At 56.3% G+C, this 16304-nt stretch carries 12 protein-coding genes, 2 tRNA genes and 2 rRNA genes; 8 read left to right on the forward strand and 8 right to left on the reverse strand.

Going from position 1 to position 16304, the window contains the following annotated elements:
- The first annotated feature begins 106 nt into the window (after window positions 1-106).
- On the forward strand, window positions 107-529 hold the full coding sequence (locus CWC48_RS13515; RefSeq protein ID WP_005792019.1) for an OsmC family protein: 423 nt from the start codon (window positions 107-109) through the stop codon (window positions 527-529).
- An 86-nt stretch (window positions 530-615) separates the two neighbouring features.
- Here CWC48_RS13515 and coq7 read toward each other — a convergent pair whose 3' ends face one another.
- The 6 genes from coq7 to hemJ all read right to left on the reverse strand — a co-directional run bounded on the left by coq7 (window position 616) and on the right by hemJ (window position 5065).
- A complete protein-coding gene (coq7, locus tag CWC48_RS13520) occupies window positions 616-1263 on the reverse strand; it encodes a 2-polyprenyl-3-methyl-6-methoxy-1,4-benzoquinone monooxygenase (protein ID WP_017138087.1) in 648 nt (215 codons plus the stop codon).
- Window positions 1264-1380: 117 nt separating this feature from the next.
- Window positions 1381-1719 (reverse strand): histidine triad nucleotide-binding protein, encoded by a 339-nt coding sequence (locus CWC48_RS13525; RefSeq protein WP_071490214.1) that lies wholly within the window; start codon window positions 1717-1719, stop codon window positions 1381-1383.
- A gap of 46 nt (window positions 1720-1765) precedes the next feature.
- Complete coding sequence (locus tag CWC48_RS13530; protein WP_078050409.1) at window positions 1766-2554, reverse strand: SDR family oxidoreductase; 789 nt, start codon at window positions 2552-2554, stop codon at window positions 1766-1768.
- 63 nt (window positions 2555-2617) lie between these two features.
- Window positions 2618-3580: a DUF805 domain-containing protein gene (locus CWC48_RS13535; protein ID WP_078050408.1), complete on the reverse strand. Its 963-nt coding sequence runs from the start codon at window positions 3578-3580 to the stop codon at window positions 2618-2620.
- 69 nt (window positions 3581-3649) lie between these two features.
- The gene (locus CWC48_RS13540; RefSeq protein ID WP_078050407.1) at window positions 3650-4612 is read right to left on the reverse strand and encodes a nitronate monooxygenase family protein; all 963 of its coding nucleotides are present in this window, start codon (window positions 4610-4612) and stop codon (window positions 3650-3652) included.
- A 24-nt stretch (window positions 4613-4636) separates the two neighbouring features.
- Window positions 4637-5065, reverse strand: coding sequence for a protoporphyrinogen oxidase HemJ (gene hemJ, locus CWC48_RS13545; protein ID WP_078050406.1), 429 nt, complete (start codon window positions 5063-5065; stop codon window positions 4637-4639).
- A gap of 136 nt (window positions 5066-5201) precedes the next feature.
- On the opposite strand from hemJ, the gene argC reads away from it, so the two are divergent.
- Both argC and erpA read left to right on the forward strand, forming a co-directional pair.
- Window positions 5202-6236, forward strand: a complete 1035-nt coding sequence (gene argC / locus CWC48_RS13550; RefSeq protein WP_078050405.1) for an N-acetyl-gamma-glutamyl-phosphate reductase — start codon at window positions 5202-5204, stop codon at window positions 6234-6236.
- A 165-nt stretch (window positions 6237-6401) separates the two neighbouring features.
- On the forward strand, window positions 6402-6752 hold the full coding sequence (gene erpA, locus CWC48_RS13555) for an iron-sulfur cluster insertion protein ErpA (protein ID WP_003176443.1): 351 nt from the start codon (window positions 6402-6404) through the stop codon (window positions 6750-6752).
- 90 nt (window positions 6753-6842) lie between these two features.
- Here the strand turns inward: erpA and CWC48_RS13560 are convergent, their stop codons facing one another.
- Both CWC48_RS13560 and CWC48_RS13565 read right to left on the reverse strand, forming a co-directional pair.
- Window positions 6843-7934 carry an anhydro-N-acetylmuramic acid kinase gene (locus CWC48_RS13560; protein ID WP_100492023.1) on the reverse strand — a complete coding sequence of 364 codons (1092 nt, stop codon included), beginning with the start codon at window positions 7932-7934 and terminating at the stop codon, window positions 6843-6845.
- A gap of 3 nt (window positions 7935-7937) precedes the next feature.
- Entirely contained in the window at window positions 7938-9356 is a 1419-nt protein-coding gene (locus CWC48_RS13565; RefSeq protein ID WP_100492024.1) for a peptidoglycan DD-metalloendopeptidase family protein, read from the reverse strand.
- A 209-nt stretch (window positions 9357-9565) separates the two neighbouring features.
- Here CWC48_RS13565 and tyrS point away from each other — a divergent pair, with 209 nt between their 5' ends.
- The 5 genes from tyrS (at window position 9566) to CWC48_RS13595 (ending at window position 16260) form a co-directional block, all read left to right on the forward strand.
- Window positions 9566-10765, forward strand: coding sequence for a tyrosine--tRNA ligase (gene tyrS, locus CWC48_RS13570; protein ID WP_034109594.1), 1200 nt, complete (start codon window positions 9566-9568; stop codon window positions 10763-10765).
- Window positions 10766-11318: 553 nt separating this feature from the next.
- Window positions 11319-12855, forward strand: a 16S ribosomal RNA gene (locus tag CWC48_RS13580).
- 82 nt (window positions 12856-12937) lie between these two features.
- Window positions 12938-13014 (forward strand) — tRNA-Ile (locus CWC48_RS13585).
- A gap of 30 nt (window positions 13015-13044) precedes the next feature.
- A tRNA-Ala gene (locus CWC48_RS13590) sits at window positions 13045-13120 on the forward strand.
- Window positions 13121-13368: 248 nt separating this feature from the next.
- Window positions 13369-16260: ribosomal RNA gene (locus CWC48_RS13595) — 23S ribosomal RNA — on the forward strand.
- Together the 16S and 23S rRNA genes with 2 tRNA genes alongside form the textbook arrangement of a ribosomal RNA operon.
- Window positions 16261-16304: the final 44 nt, after the last annotated feature.

The following is a 16304-nucleotide window of genomic DNA, read 5'->3' on the forward strand; positions in this document are numbered from 1 at the left end:
CCAAATTTCACGTAAACCGTGCTATTGATCGCTTTTGTCGCAAACGCTGACGCAGGCGGGCCCTGTGCTAAGCTGGCGACCCTTTTTTAGCAGTGGAGTCTGGGCGATGAAGGCACGCATCCAATGGGCGGGCGAAGCCATGTTCCTCGGTGAGTCGGGCAGTGGCCATGTGGTGGTCATGGACGGCCCGCCGGAAGCCGGTGGCCGTAACCTGGGCGTACGCCCGATGGAAATGCTCCTGCTTGGTGTGGGCGGTTGCAGCAATTTCGACGTGGTCAGCATCCTTAAAAAGTCTCGCCAGGCCGTGGAGAGCTGCGAAGCGTTCCTGGAAGCCGAGCGTGCCACTGAAGACCCCAAGGTGTTTACCAAGATCCACATGCATTTCGTGGTGAAGGGCCGGGCGCTGAAAGAAGCCCAGGTCAAGCGTGCTATCGAACTGTCGGCCGAAAAGTACTGCTCGGCCTCCATCATGCTCGGTGCGGCCGGTGTGGCCATCACCCATGATTACGAAATCATCGAGTTGGGTTGATCGCTCAATCGACGGGCACAAAGAAGGGCGCTGTGATAGCGCCCTTCTTTTTGCCCGTCGATTCGATGCTACTAAATTCGAGTCTACTAAATTCGATAGGTGCTTTTAGTCATGACCTTGGCCAAAACACTCATGCCAAACCTCACCGGCGCCGGGAAGCGGAAGCCACCAGCATCCAGCGCGCTTTCGGCGTGATGTTCTTCATCGATACGCATCTGCTCAAGAATGGCCCGGGACTTTTCGTCTTCGGCTGGCAGCTGTTCCAGATGTTCGTCCAGGTGTTTGCACACTTGATGTTCGGTCGCCGCCACAAAACCCAGGCTGACTTTGTCGCTGATCAGACCAGCAGCAGCGCCGATACCAAACGACAGGCCATAAAACAGCGGGTTCAGTACGCTGGGGTGGCTGCCCAATTGGCGGATGCGTTGCTCGCACCAAGCCAGGTGGTCGATCTCTTCCTCGGCGGCGTGTTCCATGGCCGCACGCACTTGCGGCAGCTTGGCGGTCAGGGCCTGGCCCTGGTACAGCGCCTGGGCACAGACTTCGCCAGTGTGGTTGATGCGCATCAGGCCGGCGACGTGGCGGGTATCGGTCTCGCTCATCTGTGCGTCGGGCTGCACGATGGCGGGCGAAGGGCGATACGGCTGGCCGCTGAAGGGCAGCAACGTGCGCATGGCCATGTCGGCTTGCAGCAACAGACGGTCAATCGGCGAGTAGTGACGTTGGGTAGTCATGCTGACCTCCGGGAAGAATCTCGGCGGCCAGTTTACCGCAAGAGAGGGGGAAGCGTTTGCGCTGAGTCAAGGGCATGGGGTCGCAGCCTGAAGCCGTGACCCTTGTTGCTAGGAGAATCAGCCCGGCGGCCAGTTCATCTGGCGTTGACCCAGCACATGCATATGGATGTGATAAACCGTCTGTCCGCCTTTCGGATTGCAGTTCATCACGACCCGAAAGCCTTCCTCGCAGCCTTGTTCCACGGCCAGGCGCTGGGCGGTGAACAAAATGTGACCCGCCAGGGCTTTGTCTTCTTCTGTCAGGTCGTTGAGCGTGGGGATATGTTTCTTCGGGATGACCAGGAAGTGCACAGGCGCCGCGGGGTAGATGTCCTTGAACGCCAGGACTTGGTCATCTTCGTAGATGATATCCGCGGGTATTTCTCTGTTGATGATCTTGGTGAACAGAGTATCCACAGCTGTTTCTCCATTATGAATGTGCAGGGTGAGTGTACTCAGCGGGTCAGCGTGGGCAATAGGCCTTGTTGATGGCGCCGGCTATCTTGCGGGTCAGCCAGCGCGGACTGAAGCGCGGGCTGAAGGCGATCCAGCGGTTGCGTCGGCCGGGAATGATAATGGCTTTGTTCTTTTCCAGCGCACGCACGGTGTAGAGCGCCACTTCTTCAGGGCTCATCAGTTGTTGGCTGCGGTCGAGCTTGGCGGTGTCCATTTGCGCGGTGCCGAAGAATGCCGTGCGTGTAGGGCCGGGGCAGAGGACCGAGACCTTGATGCCGCAGGTTTTCAGCTCTTCACGCAGGCCTTCGGAGAAATGCAGCACATAGGCCTTGCTGGCGTAGTAGGTGCTCATCCACGGGCCCGGCTGGAACGCCGCGACGGACGCCACATTGAGAATCTGCCCGCCGCCGTGCAGTGCCATCGAGTTTCCGAGCGCGTGGCACATGCGGGTGAGTGCCAGGATGTTGACCTCTACGAGGTCTTGTTCGGTCATCCAGTCTTGGGCCAGGAAAGGACCGCTGGTGCCGATACCGGCACAGTTCACTAGCAGGTCGATCTGCCGTTCACCTTCTTCAAGCTCCAGCAGGAACCCGGACAAGCGCAGCGGCTCGCCCAGGTCGCAGGCCCGAAACAGCACTTCAACGCCAAAGCGCTGGGTCAATTCGATTGCGATGCTTTCCAACTGATCACGCTGGCGGGCCACCAGAATCAAGCTGCGGCCGCGACGGGCCAGTGCTTCGGCCAGGGCCAGGCCGATGCCGCTGGAGGCGCCGGTGATCAGAGCGTAACGGGTCATGCCTTTCTCCATCGCAACGCCGCCGCGCCTGTAACAAAGGCATTACAGGCCGGGGGCGTTTCTTCACTGTTCTGGAGAGTCTACAGGTTCACCCGCTTCGTCAGCACTCTGCGCGTCGTCTTCTTCTACGGTTGCGCTTTGGTCAGTGTCTTCATCGGAGGTGATGGAGCTGCTCTCGTAGCCGCTGTCCATGTTGGCTTCGAGTTGGTCCAGGTAACCGTTCATGCCCAGGGTCACCACGATGGCAAGCATGACCGGAATGAACGCCAGCCACAGTGTGGCCAGGACTTTCACCGCGGTGGAGTTGCGTGGCGGCGGCGCGCCGTATTGGTTGGCTCCTGCGTTCCCCGGCAATACCAGCAGCAGGATCGGGAACACACTGTTCACCAGCGGCACCAGGTTGAGGAAGTACAACCAGCCGGACCACCCCAGGTCGTGCAGGCGCTGAACACCGATTTGGACACTGACCCACACCAGCGCGACAAACAATGCCAGACCCAGCAATACCCCGAGCAGGGTGCCGGCGGTCGGCGAAGCGGTGGCGACAGCAAAGCTGACGGTACTGATGATGCCGCCCGCAACCAGCAGCGCAAGGGTGAGAACCAGGGTCCAGGCGAGGTACCGAAGTCGGCCAATACGCCCGTGGATGGTGAACACCTTGAGTGTGGAGTATTCCGGCAGGTTATCGCCCACCGCCGCGCGCGGTGGCGCATACGGTGACGCGGCAGGGCGTGAGAAACCAGAGGCGCCGGAGTCCGTTTCGTGGGTTTCGGCGAGGCTGAAGGCGACGGGTTGTTCCGGTTCGATACGGGCATCGACGCCGGCGTTTTTCAGCGCGGTGAGGTAGGTTTCGGCGTCCGAGCGCGACAGGTCGCGTTTGAGCGCAACCGGGCGGCCGGTGAAGAGCTTCTCGATGGCTTCGACTTCGCTCTTGAACAGCTCGGCCAGGTTCAATTTGGCCGTGGTGCTTTCGACACCCGGGAGCAAGGCTCCATCAAACACAATCTTGAAACGGTTGTCGCTCATGCGGGCTTCCTTGTCACTTGTTCAGGGAGGTGGTGCAGGCCTGCTCACTGGGCAAGCCTTGCGGTTGGGTCAGCGTGGCCAGGTCAGTTGTGCCGCCTGTTCGCGCGCCTTACGGTATTCGGCATCCAGGCGGGCAACCAGTTCATCGACGCTGGGCAAATCATCAATTTCACCGACACCTTGGCCGGCGGACCATACAGTCTTCCAGGCCTTGGCCTCGTCGTTCAACGGCTTGAGCTTGGAGCCGAAGTTGACTTCGCCTTTGCCTTGCAGGGCCGCGAGGTCAAAGCCGGCGTTTTCCAGGCTCTGGCGCATAAAGCTGGCGGGCACGCCGGAAACAGCAGGAGTGTGCACGATGTCGGCCGCGCGCGATGTGAGCAGCATCTCTTTATACGCATCTGGGGCATGGCTTTCGGTGGTGCCGATAAAGCGTGTGCCGAAGTAGGCCAGGTCCGCGCCCAGCACCTGGGCGGCGAGTATCTCATGCCCATGGTTGAGGCAGCCGGCGAGCAGCAGGGTTTTGTCGAAGAATTGGCGGATCTCGGCAATCAGCGAGAACGGGCTCCAAGTGCCGGCGTGGCCACCGGCACCGGCCGCTACGGCGATCAGGCCATCCACGCCGGCTTCGGCAGCTTTTTCGGCATGGCGACGGGTAGTGACGTCGTGAAACACCAGGCCGCCATAGCTGTGTACCGCGTCCACCAGTTCTTTCACTGCACCCAGGCTGGTAATGACGATCGGCACTTTGTGCTCAACGCAAATCGCCAGGTCTGCCTCCAAGCGAGGGTTGCTGTTGTGCACGATCAGGTTGACGGCGTAGGGCGCGGGGTTGTCCACCTGTGCCAGGCCTGCTTCGATTTCTTCCAGCCAGGCCTTGAACCCGCTGCTTTCGCGTTGGTTAAGCGCCGGGAAACTCCCGACCACCCCGTTGCGGCAGCACGCCAGGACCAGTTGCGGGTTGGAAATCAGGAACATCGGCGCCGCCACGACGGGCAGGCGCAGACGGTGTTCAAGCAGAGCGGGCAGCGACATTGGAGGTACCCCGAGTAATTGAAGTTAGAACGGTTTGACCACGACCAAAATTACGATAGCCAGCAATATCAGAACGGGCACTTCATTGAACCAGCGATAAAAGACATGGCTGCGGGTGTTTTCGCCACGGGCGAAACGTTTTACCTGCGCGCCGCACATGTGGTGGTAGCCGATAAGGAGCACTACAAGGGTGAGCTTGGCGTGGATCCAGGCACCGGATTGAAAGATGGCCGGGTTGAGGTAAATCAGCCAGCCGCCGAATAACAAGGTGGCGATCATCGCTGGCCCCATGATGCCGCGGTACAGCTTGCGCTCCATGATGCTGAAGCGTTCCTTGCTGACGGTGTCTTCGCTTTGGGCGTGGTAAACGAACAGGCGCGGGAGGTAGAACAGCCCGGCAAACCAGCAGACGATGCTGACGATGTGGAAGGCTTTGATCCATAGATAGAGCATTTCTAGTTATTCCCAGGTTCACGGTAACTGAAGATAGTAGTGGCTCATGCGCCCGTACGTCACGTTGACGGTTGTCGCAGGACGATACGGCCCCTATTATCGACGGCTTTCCAGTGGGTTCGTTGAGGGCAGGTTTATGGTCAAGGTCGGTATCGTCGGCGGCACGGGTTACACCGGTGTCGAATTGCTGCGTCTGTTGGCTCAGCATCCGCAAGCTGAGGTGGTGGTCATCACCTCCCGATCCGAGGCTGGCCTGGCCGTGGCCGATATGTACCCGAACCTGCGAGGCCATTACGACGGGCTGGCGTTCAGTGTTCCGGACATCAAGACGCTGGGCGCGTGTGACGTGGTCTTCTTCGCCACACCTCACGGTGTTGCCCACGCATTGGCCGGTGAGCTGTTGGCCGCTGGCACCAAGGTGATCGACCTGTCCGCCGACTTCCGTTTGCAGGACGCTGATGAGTGGGCCAAATGGTATGGCCAGCCGCACGGCGCGCCAGAGCTGTTGGACGAGGCGGTGTACGGCCTGCCGGAAGTCAATCGTGAGCAGATCAAGCAAGCGCGTCTGATCGCGGTGCCGGGTTGCTATCCGACGGCCACACAGCTGGGCTTCCTGCCGTTGCTCGAGGCTGGGTTGGCGGATGCGTCGCGACTGATCGCTGACTGCAAGTCCGGCGTCAGTGGTGCTGGCCGTGGTGCGGCAGTCGGTTCGCTGTACTCCGAGACATCGGAAAGCATGAAGGCCTATGCGGTGAAAGGTCACCGTCACTTGCCGGAAATCCGTCAGGGCCTGCGTCGCGCGGCCGGTAAAGACGTGGGTCTGACCTTCGTGCCCCACCTGACCCCGATGATCCGCGGTATTCACTCCACGTTGTACGCCACCGTGGTTGATCGCTCGGTAGACCTGCAGGCGCTGTTCGAAAAGCGTTATGCCAACGAACCGTTCGTCGACGTTATGCCGGCCGGCAGTCATCCGGAAACCCGCAGCGTGCGCGGCGCGAACGTGTGCCGGATTGCCGTGCACCGTCCTCAGGATGGCGACCTGGTTGTGGTGTTGTCGGTGATCGATAACCTGGTCAAGGGCGCGTCGGGCCAGGCGGTGCAGAACCTGAACATCCTGTTCGGCCTGGACGAGAAGCTTGGCCTGTCCCACGCGGGCATGTTGCCTTAAGGCTGCCTGGCTGTTGCGCAAAAGGCCCGTTGATCGGGCCTTTTGTGTTTTTAATGGCGGTTGTGCAGATTGATATACCGTAACAATAGTTGACCGCTTTTCTAGGAGAAGCGGATAATACCGGCCATTACGCATATGGCGGCGTTACGCCGGGAGATTATCAGCATGAGCGTTGAATCCTTCACCCCCACGGCTTTGCAATTCACCCATGGTGCTGCGCACAAGGTGAAGAGCCTGGTCGATGAAGAGGGTAATGATCGCTTGAAGCTGCGCGTATTCGTTACGGGCGGCGGTTGTTCAGGGTTTCAGTACGGTTTTACCTTCGATGAAGATGTGGCCGATGATGACACCATCGTTGAGCGTGAGGGCGTGAGCCTGGTGGTGGACCCGATGAGTTTCCAGTACCTGGCAGGTGCCGAGGTGGATTACCAGGAAGGTCTGGAGGGTTCGCGTTTCGTGATCAAGAACCCTAACGCTACGACCACCTGTGGTTGCGGGTCTTCGTTCTCGATCTGATCGATAGCTTTATCTGTAGCGGATAACAAAACGCCGCTTGGCTGTGATAGGCCAAGCGGCGTTTTGCTGTCTACGGATTATTGGGGCCGGTCAGGCAGGATAGATCGCGCCCAGTACCCGAAGCCCGCGTGAGCCGGTGACGCTCGGGCGGTTGGCAGCGATGCCTTCGAGGCAGCAATGGGCCAGCCAGGCGAAGGCCATCGCCTCGACCCAGTCCGGGTCTACGCCGTAGGTGGCGGTACTGCTGACGTGGGTTGACGGCAGCAAGGCTGCCAGGCGCTGCATCAGCGTGGCATTGTGAGCGCCACCGCCACATACCAGCAGCGTTTCTGTTTGGGGTTGGGCGGACTGCAGGGACTCGACAATGGTGAGCGCGGTCAGCTCCAGCAGAGTGGCTAGTACATCCTGAGGCTCGAATGCAGGCAGGCGATCAAGGTGTTGGTGCAGCCATTCCAGGTTGAACACTTCGCGCCCAGTGCTCTTGGGGCCCTTGGTCACGAAGAATGGATCACTGAGCAGGGCATTGAGCAACTGGGGCTCCACCTTCCCGCTGGCGGCCCACTGACCATCGCGATCAAAGTTCTCGCCGCGTTGTTGGTGAATCCACGCGTCCAGCAGGACGTTGCCAGGGCCGCAGTCAAAGCCGGCTACAGGTTTGCCTGTCTCGATCAGGCTTAGGTTGCTGAAACCTCCCACATTCAATACGGCACGGTTACCGCTGTGCTCGCCAAACAGTGCTTCATGGAAGGCGGGGACCAGCGGGGCACCCTGACCGCCGGCGGCAACATCGCGGCTGCGGAAGTCGCTGACCACGGTGATGCCTGTGAGCTCGGTGAGCAAGGCCGGGTTGCCGATCTGCACGGTAAAGCCTCGGGCGGGTTCGTGGCGGATGGTCTGGCCATGGCTGCCAATCGCGCGAATGTCCCGGGGCTTGAGGTGTTGTTGATTGAGTAGCGCGTGAATGCCTTGCGCTGCCAGGCTCACCCATTTCTGCTGGGCGATGGCTGAGCGGGCGATCTCATCCGGACCGCTGGCGCACAGAGCGAGCAACTCGGTACGCAGGGTATCTGGCATGGGAATGTAATGCGTGGCGATCAGCTTGATCGCCGGGGCTTGCTCGATCAAGGCGATGTCCAGGCCATCGAGGCTGGTCCCGGACATCACACCTATATAGAGCGACATGCCTTAGCGCTTCGCCGAAGCCAGCAGGGTGGAGCGCTCTTGATCCATGCGCGCCATCAACGGCTGGCTCTGTTGCATGAAACGCGCACGTTCGGCCTTGGCGATCGGGTCGGCCATCGGCAGCTTCTGGCCCAGTGGGTCGACGTGGACGCCATTGACCTGGAATTCATAGTGCAAGTGCGGGCCGGTGGACAGGCCGGTAGTGCCGATATAGCCGATCACCTGGCCTTGCTTCACGGTGCCGCCGGTTTGCACGCCCTTGGCGAAGCCTTGCATGTGGCCATACAGCGTACGGTAAGTGTTGCCGTGTTGAATGATCACTGTATTGCCGTAACCGCCACGACGTCCGGCCAGCAGCACTTTGCCGTCGCCGGCTGCCTTGATCGGCGTGCCACGTGGAGCGGCGTAGTCGACGCCTTTGTGGGCGCGGATTTTGTTCAGAATTGGATGCTTGCGACCCATGGAGAAACGCGAGCTAATACGGGCGAAGTCCACAGGGGTACGGATGAAGGCTTTGCGCATGCTATTGCCGTCGGCGGTGTAATAGCTGCTGTTGCCTTGTTTATTGGTATAGCGCACGGCGGTGTAGGTCTTGCCGCGGTTGGTGAAACGTGCGGACAGAATATTGCCGGTGCCGACGACTTTGCCGTTGGCGACTTTCTGCTCGTAGATCACATCGAATTCGTCGCCTTGGCGAATGTCCTGGGCGAAGTCGATGTCGTAGCCAAACACGCTGGCCATGTCCATGGTCATGCTGTGGGACAAGCCCGCGCGGGCTGCCGACTGGGACAGCGAACTGTTAATCACGCCATGGACGTAGGCGGAGCGCATCACCGGTTTGGTGGTGATGCGGTTGAAGGCAAAGCCTTTGGCGCCCTTGGTCAGGGTGATGCTTTCGAGGTCGCTGACGTTGCTGTGCAGGTTGTGCAACTGGCCGTCAGGCGTCAGTTCAAACTCAAGTTTCTGGCCGTGCTTGAGCTGGGTGAATTGCTTGGCTTGCTTGTCGCTGGCCAGCACCTCATTGACGGTGGCGGCGGGGAGGCCGACTTTCTCGAACAGGGTGGACAGCGTGTCGCCCTTGGCCACGATCACTTCGCGGTGTTGTGGATTTTTGGCTGCCTCGGCAACAGGTGCAGGCTGGTCCTGGACTGCTTGCTGGGTATCTTCGGGGCTGCTTACTATTTGGGCGAACGGCGATTCGGCAGGTGCGTTTGTGGCTTGTTGCGCGTCGGAAGCGTCTTGATCTTGTGTCAGTTGTTCAACTGGACTTTCCAGGTCAAGGCTCAGGGATGTTCGTTTGGCTTCTACGTCACTGGAAGGGAATACCAGGAGTGCCAGGCTGAGAAGGGCGGCGATACCACTTGCGGCGAGCAGGTGGGTCTTCGGGTAAAGCGGCGGCGCTTTAGACGGTTCAGTGGTCATAGGTAATTTTGACTTTGAAGATGAAATGGAAAAGATGAATGACATGATGAAGATGAAATAACTGTATAAAATATAACCAAATCATCTGTGGCGCAAGCTCGCGAATGCTGGGCTTGCTGAACGGTGTCCGTTCGCAGGGCAAAACTTGTAATTAGTCCCTGATCTTGTATGGTTGGTTCCCTTTTGAATCTGAGCCTTGCGGGTCTGTTATGAAGTCGGTTGAAGAGCAGCTAGCGCTGATAAAACGTGGTGCGGAAGAACTGTTGGTCGAGGCTGAGCTGATCGAAAAGCTCAAGCGTGGCCAACCCCTGCGTATTAAGGCTGGCTTTGATCCGACTGCGCCGGATCTGCACCTGGGTCATACCGTGCTTATTAATAAGCTGCGTCAGTTCCAGGAGCTGGGGCATCAAGTCATCTTCCTTATAGGTGACTTCACCGGGATGATCGGTGATCCGAGTGGCAAGAGCGCCACTCGCCCGCCGCTGACTCGAGAGCAGGTTCTCGATAACGCCGAGACCTACAAGACGCAGGTATTCAAGATCCTTGATCCCGCCAAGACTGAGGTGGCGTTCAACTCTACTTGGATGGATCAGATGGGGCCGGCAGATTTCATTCGCCTGACGTCCCAGTACACCGTCGCGCGCATGCTTGAGCGTGATGACTTCGACAAGCGTTACTCCACCAATCAGCCGATCGCCATTCACGAGTTCCTCTACCCGTTGGTTCAGGGCTATGACTCGGTGGCATTGCGAGCGGATGTTGAGTTGGGTGGCACCGACCAGAAGTTCAACCTGTTGATGGGGCGTGAGCTGCAGCGTGCGTATGGGCAGGAAGCCCAGTGCATTCTGACCATGCCGTTGCTGGAAGGCCTGGATGGCGTCAAGAAGATGTCCAAGTCCCTGGGTAACTATGTCGGTATCCAGGAAGCACCGGGCGTGATGTACGGCAAGCTCGTCTCGATTCCTGATGCGCTGATGTGGCGTTACTTTGAGCTGCTGAGCTTCCGCTCGATGGATGAGATCAATGCGCTGCGTGCTGATGTAGAGGCAGGCGCCAATCCGCGTGACGTGAAGATCAAGCTGGCAGAAGAGATTGTTGCGCGTTTCCACGGTGAGGAGGCTGCGGCCAATGCTCACCGTGCTGCGGGTAATCGCATGAAGGATGGTGAGCTGCCGGATGATCTGCCGGAGATCGAGCTGTCTGCTGCTGAGGCGATGCCGATCGCTGCTGTGCTTAATAAGGCCGGTCTGGTCAAGAACTCGGCGGTTGCGCGGGACCTTCTAGGTTCCGGTGGTGTGCGTGTAGATGGTGAGGTTGTAGATCGCACCTTTATATACGAGCTGGGCGCTACCCATGTTTGCCAAGCTGGGAAGAAGGCATTTGCGCGTATTACGCTCAAATCCGAATAAACCTGAAATTAAGTGTTGACGGCGTTTTATATCTGTCTATAATTCGCCCCACTTCCGGCGCAGTCGAAACGGAAAACTCCTTAGTAAACAAAGAGTTACGCAGAATTCGACAGCGATTTGCTTCAGATCATCGAAGCCCAGAAGGAGTTGGTAGAGCGGTGTTGTTTGGCTCTATTAACGTTTCGATCTTCTCGGTCGAAAGCGGAGAAAAAGAGGTGTTGACAGCAGCGTGTAACGCTGTAGAATTCGCCTCCCGCTAACGAGAGATCGGAAGCGCAAGTGGTTGAAGTTGTTGAAGAAATCTTCGAAAACTTCTGAAAATAATCACTTGACAGCAAATGAGGCTGCTGTAGAATGCGCGCCTCGGTTGAGACGAAAGATCTTAACCAACCGCTCTTTAACAACTGAATCAAGCAATTCGTGTGGGTGCTTGTGGAGTCAGACTGATAGTCAACAAGATTATCAGCATCACAAGTTACTCCGCGAGAAATCAAAGATGTAACCAACGATTGCTGAGCCAAGTTTAGGGTTTCTTAAAAACCCAAAGATGTTTGAACTGAAGAGTTTGATCATGGCTCAGATTGAACGCTGGCGGCAGGCCTAACACATGCAAGTCGAGCGGTAGAGAGAAGCTTGCTTCTCTTGAGAGCGGCGGACGGGTGAGTAATGCCTAGGAATCTGCCTGGTAGTGGGGGATAACGTTCGGAAACGGACGCTAATACCGCATACGTCCTACGGGAGAAAGCAGGGGACCTTCGGGCCTTGCGCTATCAGATGAGCCTAGGTCGGATTAGCTAGTTGGTGGGGTAATGGCTCACCAAGGCGACGATCCGTAACTGGTCTGAGAGGATGATCAGTCACACTGGAACTGAGACACGGTCCAGACTCCTACGGGAGGCAGCAGTGGGGAATATTGGACAATGGGCGAAAGCCTGATCCAGCCATGCCGCGTGTGTGAAGAAGGTCTTCGGATTGTAAAGCACTTTAAGTTGGGAGGAAGGGTTGTAGATTAATACTCTGCAATTTTGACGTTACCGACAGAATAAGCACCGGCTAACTCTGTGCCAGCAGCCGCGGTAATACAGAGGGTGCAAGCGTTAATCGGAATTACTGGGCGTAAAGCGCGCGTAGGTGGTTTGTTAAGTTGGATGTGAAATCCCCGGGCTCAACCTGGGAACTGCATTCAAAACTGACTGACTAGAGTATGGTAGAGGGTGGTGGAATTTCCTGTGTAGCGGTGAAATGCGTAGATATAGGAAGGAACACCAGTGGCGAAGGCGACCACCTGGACTAATACTGACACTGAGGTGCGAAAGCGTGGGGAGCAAACAGGATTAGATACCCTGGTAGTCCACGCCGTAAACGATGTCAACTAGCCGTTGGAAGCCTTGAGCTTTTAGTGGCGCAGCTAACGCATTAAGTTGACCGCCTGGGGAGTACGGCCGCAAGGTTAAAACTCAAATGAATTGACGGGGGCCCGCACAAGCGGTGGAGCATGTGGTTTAATTCGAAGCAACGCGAAGAACCTTACCAGGCCTTGACATCCAATGAACTTTCTAGAGATAGATTGGTGCCTTCGGGAACATTGAGACAGGTGCTGCATGGCTGTCGTCAGCTCGTGTCGTGAGATGTTGGGTTAAGTCCCGTAACGAGCGCAACCCTTGTCCTTAGTTACCAGCACGTTATGGTGGGCACTCTAAGGAGACTGCCGGTGACAAACCGGAGGAAGGTGGGGATGACGTCAAGTCATCATGGCCCTTACGGCCTGGGCTACACACGTGCTACAATGGTCGGTACAGAGGGTTGCCAAGCCGCGAGGTGGAGCTAATCCCATAAAACCGATCGTAGTCCGGATCGCAGTCTGCAACTCGACTGCGTGAAGTCGGAATCGCTAGTAATCGCGAATCAGAATGTCGCGGTGAATACGTTCCCGGGCCTTGTACACACCGCCCGTCACACCATGGGAGTGGGTTGCACCAGAAGTAGCTAGTCTAACCTTCGGGAGGACGGTTACCACGGTGTGATTCATGACTGGGGTGAAGTCGTAACAAGGTAGCCGTAGGGGAACCTGCGGCTGGATCACCTCCTTAATCGACGACATCAGCTGCTCCATAAGTTCCCACACGAATTGCTTGATTCATTGAAGAAGACGATAAGAAGCAGCCCGAAATTGGGTCTGTAGCTCAGTTGGTTAGAGCGCACCCCTGATAAGGGTGAGGTCGGCAGTTCGAATCTGCCCAGACCCACCAATTTTGTGTGGGAAACGCCTGTAGAAATACGGGGCCATAGCTCAGCTGGGAGAGCGCCTGCCTTGCACGCAGGAGGTCAACGGTTCGATCCCGTTTGGCTCCACCACTACTGCTTCTGAAGTTTTGAAAGCTTAGAAATGAGCATTCCATCCAAGCGATGGTGAATGTTGATTTCTAGTCTTTGATTAGATCGTTCTTTAAAAATTTGGGTATGTGATAGAAAGATAGACTGAACGTTACTTTCACTGGTAACGGATCAGGCTAAGGTAAAATTTGTGAGTTCTCTTAATTGAGAAATTCGAATTTTCGGCGAATGTCGTCTTCACAGTATAACCAGATTGCTTGGGGTTATATGGTCAAGTGAAGAAGCGCATACGGTGGATGCCTTGGCAGTCAGAGGCGATGAAAGACGTGGTAGCCTGCGAAAAGCTTCGGGGAGTCGGCAAACAGACTTTGATCCGGAGATGTCTGAATGGGGGAACCCAGCCATCATAAGATGGTTATCTTGTACTGAATACATAGGTGCAAGAGGCGAACCAGGGGAACTGAAACATCTAAGTACCCTGAGGAAAAGAAATCAACCGAGATTCCCTTAGTAGTGGCGAGCGAACGGGGACTAGCCCTTAAGTGGCTTTGAGATTAGCGGAACGCTCTGGAAAGTGCGGCCATAGTGGGTGATAGCCCTGTACGCGAAAATCTCTTAGTCATGAAATCGAGTAGGACGGAGCACGAGAAACTTTGTCTGAATATGGGGGGACCATCCTCCAAGGCTAAATACTACTGACTGACCGATAGTGAACTAGTACCGTGAGGGAAAGGCGAAAAGAACCCCGGAGAGGGGAGTGAAATAGATCCTGAAACCGTATGCGTACAAGCAGTGGGAGCAGACTTTGTTCTGTGACTGCGTACCTTTTGTATAATGGGTCAGCGACTTATTTTCAGTGGCGAGCTTAACCGAATAGGGGAGGCGTAGCGAAAGCGAGTCTTAATAGGGCGTCTAGTCGCTGGGAATAGACCCGAAACCGGGCGATCTATCCATGGGCAGGTTGAAGGTTGGGTAACACTAACTGGAGGACCGAACCGACTACCGTTGAAAAGTTAGCGGATGACCTGTGGATCGGAGTGAAAGGCTAATCAAGCTCGGAGATAGCTGGTTCTCCTCGAAAGCTATTTAGGTAGCGCCTCATGTATCACTGTAGGGGGTAGAGCACTGTTTCGGCTAGGGGGTCATCCCGACTTACCAAACCGATGCAAACTCCGAATACCTACAAGTGCCGAGCATGGGAGACACACGGCGGGTGCTAACGTCCGTCGTGAAAAGGGAAACAACCCAGACCGTCAGCTAAGGTCCCAAAGTTATGGTTAAGTGGGAAACGATGTGGGAAGGCTTAGACAGCTAGGAGGTTGGCTTAGAAGCAGCCACCCTTTAAAGAAAGCGTAATAGCTCACTAGTCGAGTCGGCCTGCGCGGAAGATGTAACGGGGCTCAAACCATACACCGAAGCTACGGGTATCACGTAAGTGATGCGGTAGAGGAGCGTTCTGTAAGCCTGTGAAGGTGAGTTGAGAAGCTTGCTGGAGGTATCAGAAGTGCGAATGCTGACATGAGTAACGACAATGGGTGTGAAAAACACCCACGCCGAAAGACCAAGGTTTCCTGCGCAACGTTAATCGACGCAGGGTTAGTCGGTCCCTAAGGCGAGGCTGAAAAGCGTAGTCGATGGAAAACAGGTTAATATTCCTGTACTTCTGGTTATTGCGATGGAGGGACGGAGAAGGCTAGGCCAGCTTGGCGTTGGTTGTCCAAGTTTAAGGTGGTAGGCTGAGATCTTAGGTAAATCCGGGATCTTAAGGCCGAGAGCTGATGACGAGTTAACTTTTAGTTAACGAAGTGGTTGATGCCATGCTTCCAAGAAAAGCTTCTAAGCTTCAGGTAACCAGGAACCGTACCCCAAACCGACACAGGTGGTTGGGTAGAGAATACCAAGGCGCTTGAGAGAACTCGGGTGAAGGAACTAGGCAAAATGGCACCGTAACTTCGGGAGAAGGTGCGCCGGTGAGGGTGAAGGACTTGCTCCGTAAGCTCATGCCGGTCGAAGATACCAGGCCGCTGCGACTGTTTATTAAAAACACAGCACTCTGCAAACACGAAAGTGGACGTATAGGGTGTGACGCCTGCCCGGTGCCGGAAGGTTAATTGATGGGGTTAGCTAACGCGAAGCTCTTGATCGAAGCCCCGGTAAACGGCGGCCGTAACTATAACGGTCCTAAGGTAGCGAAATTCCTTGTCGGGTAAGTTCCGACCTGCACGAATGGCGTAACGATGGCGGCGCTGTCTCCACCCGAGACTCAGTGAAATTGAAATCGCTGTGAAGATGCAGTGTATCCGCGGCTAGACGGAAAGACCCCGTGAACCTTTACTATAGCTTTGCACTGGACTTTGAATTTGCTTGTGTAGGATAGGTGGGAGGCTTTGAAGCGTGGACGCCAGTTCGCGTGGAGCCATCCTTGAAATACCACCCTGGCAACTTTGAGGTTCTAACTCAGGTCCGTTATCCGGATCGAGGACAGTGTATGGTGGGTAGTTTGACTGGGGCGGTCTCCTCCTAAAGAGTAACGGAGGAGTACGAAGGTGCGCTCAGACCGGTCGGAAATCGGTCGTAGAGTATAAAGGCAAAAGCGCGCTTGACTGCGAGACAGACACGTCGAGCAGGTACGAAAGTAGGTCTTAGTGATCCGGTGGTTCTGTATGGAAGGGCCATCGCTCAACGGATAAAAGGTACTCCGGGGATAACAGGCTGATACCGCCCAAGAGTTCATATCGACGGCGGTGTTTGGCACCTCGATGTCGGCTCATCACATCCTGGGGCTGAAGCCGGTCCCAAGGGTATGGCTGTTCGCCATTTAAAGTGGTACGCGAGCTGGGTTTAGAACGTCGTGAGACAGTTCGGTCCCTATCTGCCGTGGACGTTTGAGATTTGAGAGGGGCTGCTCCTAGTACGAGAGGACCGGAGTGGACGAACCTCTGGTGTTCCGGTTGTCACGCCAGTGGCATTGCCGGGTAGCTATGTTCGGAATAGATAACCGCTGAAAGCATCTAAGCGGGAAACTAGCCTCAAGATGAGATCTCACTGGAACCTTGAGTTCCCTGAAGGGCCGTCGAAGACTACGACGTTGATAGGTTGGGTGTGTAAGCGCTGTGAGGCGTTGAGCTAACCAATACTAATTGCCCGTGAGGCTTGACCATATAACACCCAAGCAATTTGACTACTCTAACGAGCATCAGATTGC

Origin of the sequence: Pseudomonas sp. S10E 269, assembly GCF_002798465.1 — a bacterium.
Lineage (GTDB): Bacteria > Pseudomonadota > Gammaproteobacteria > Pseudomonadales > Pseudomonadaceae > Aquipseudomonas > Aquipseudomonas pergaminensis.

Coding starts and splice junctions, on each gene's coding strand:
- CWC48_RS13560 (WP_100492023.1), bottom strand. CDS start 7,934: ATGTCGCTCTATATAGGTGTGATGTCCGGGACCAGCCTCGATGGCCTG.
- CWC48_RS13535 (WP_078050408.1), bottom strand. CDS start 3,580: ATGAGCGACAACCGTTTCAAGATTGTGTTTGATGGAGCCTTGCTCCCG.
- coq7 (WP_017138087.1), bottom strand. CDS start 1,263: ATGACTACCCAACGTCACTACTCGCCGATTGACCGTCTGTTGCTGCAA.
- argC (WP_078050405.1), top strand. CDS start 5,202: ATGGTCAAGGTCGGTATCGTCGGCGGCACGGGTTACACCGGTGTCGAA.
- erpA (WP_003176443.1), top strand. CDS start 6,402: ATGAGCGTTGAATCCTTCACCCCCACGGCTTTGCAATTCACCCATGGT.
- CWC48_RS13540 (WP_078050407.1), bottom strand. CDS start 4,612: ATGTCGCTGCCCGCTCTGCTTGAACACCGTCTGCGCCTGCCCGTCGTG.
- CWC48_RS13515 (WP_005792019.1), top strand. CDS start 107: ATGAAGGCACGCATCCAATGGGCGGGCGAAGCCATGTTCCTCGGTGAG.
- CWC48_RS13565 (WP_100492024.1), bottom strand. CDS start 9,356: ATGACCACTGAACCGTCTAAAGCGCCGCCGCTTTACCCGAAGACCCAC.
- CWC48_RS13530 (WP_078050409.1), bottom strand. CDS start 2,554: ATGACCCGTTACGCTCTGATCACCGGCGCCTCCAGCGGCATCGGCCTG.
- hemJ (WP_078050406.1), bottom strand. CDS start 5,065: ATGCTCTATCTATGGATCAAAGCCTTCCACATCGTCAGCATCGTCTGC.
- tyrS (WP_034109594.1), top strand. CDS start 9,566: ATGAAGTCGGTTGAAGAGCAGCTAGCGCTGATAAAACGTGGTGCGGAA.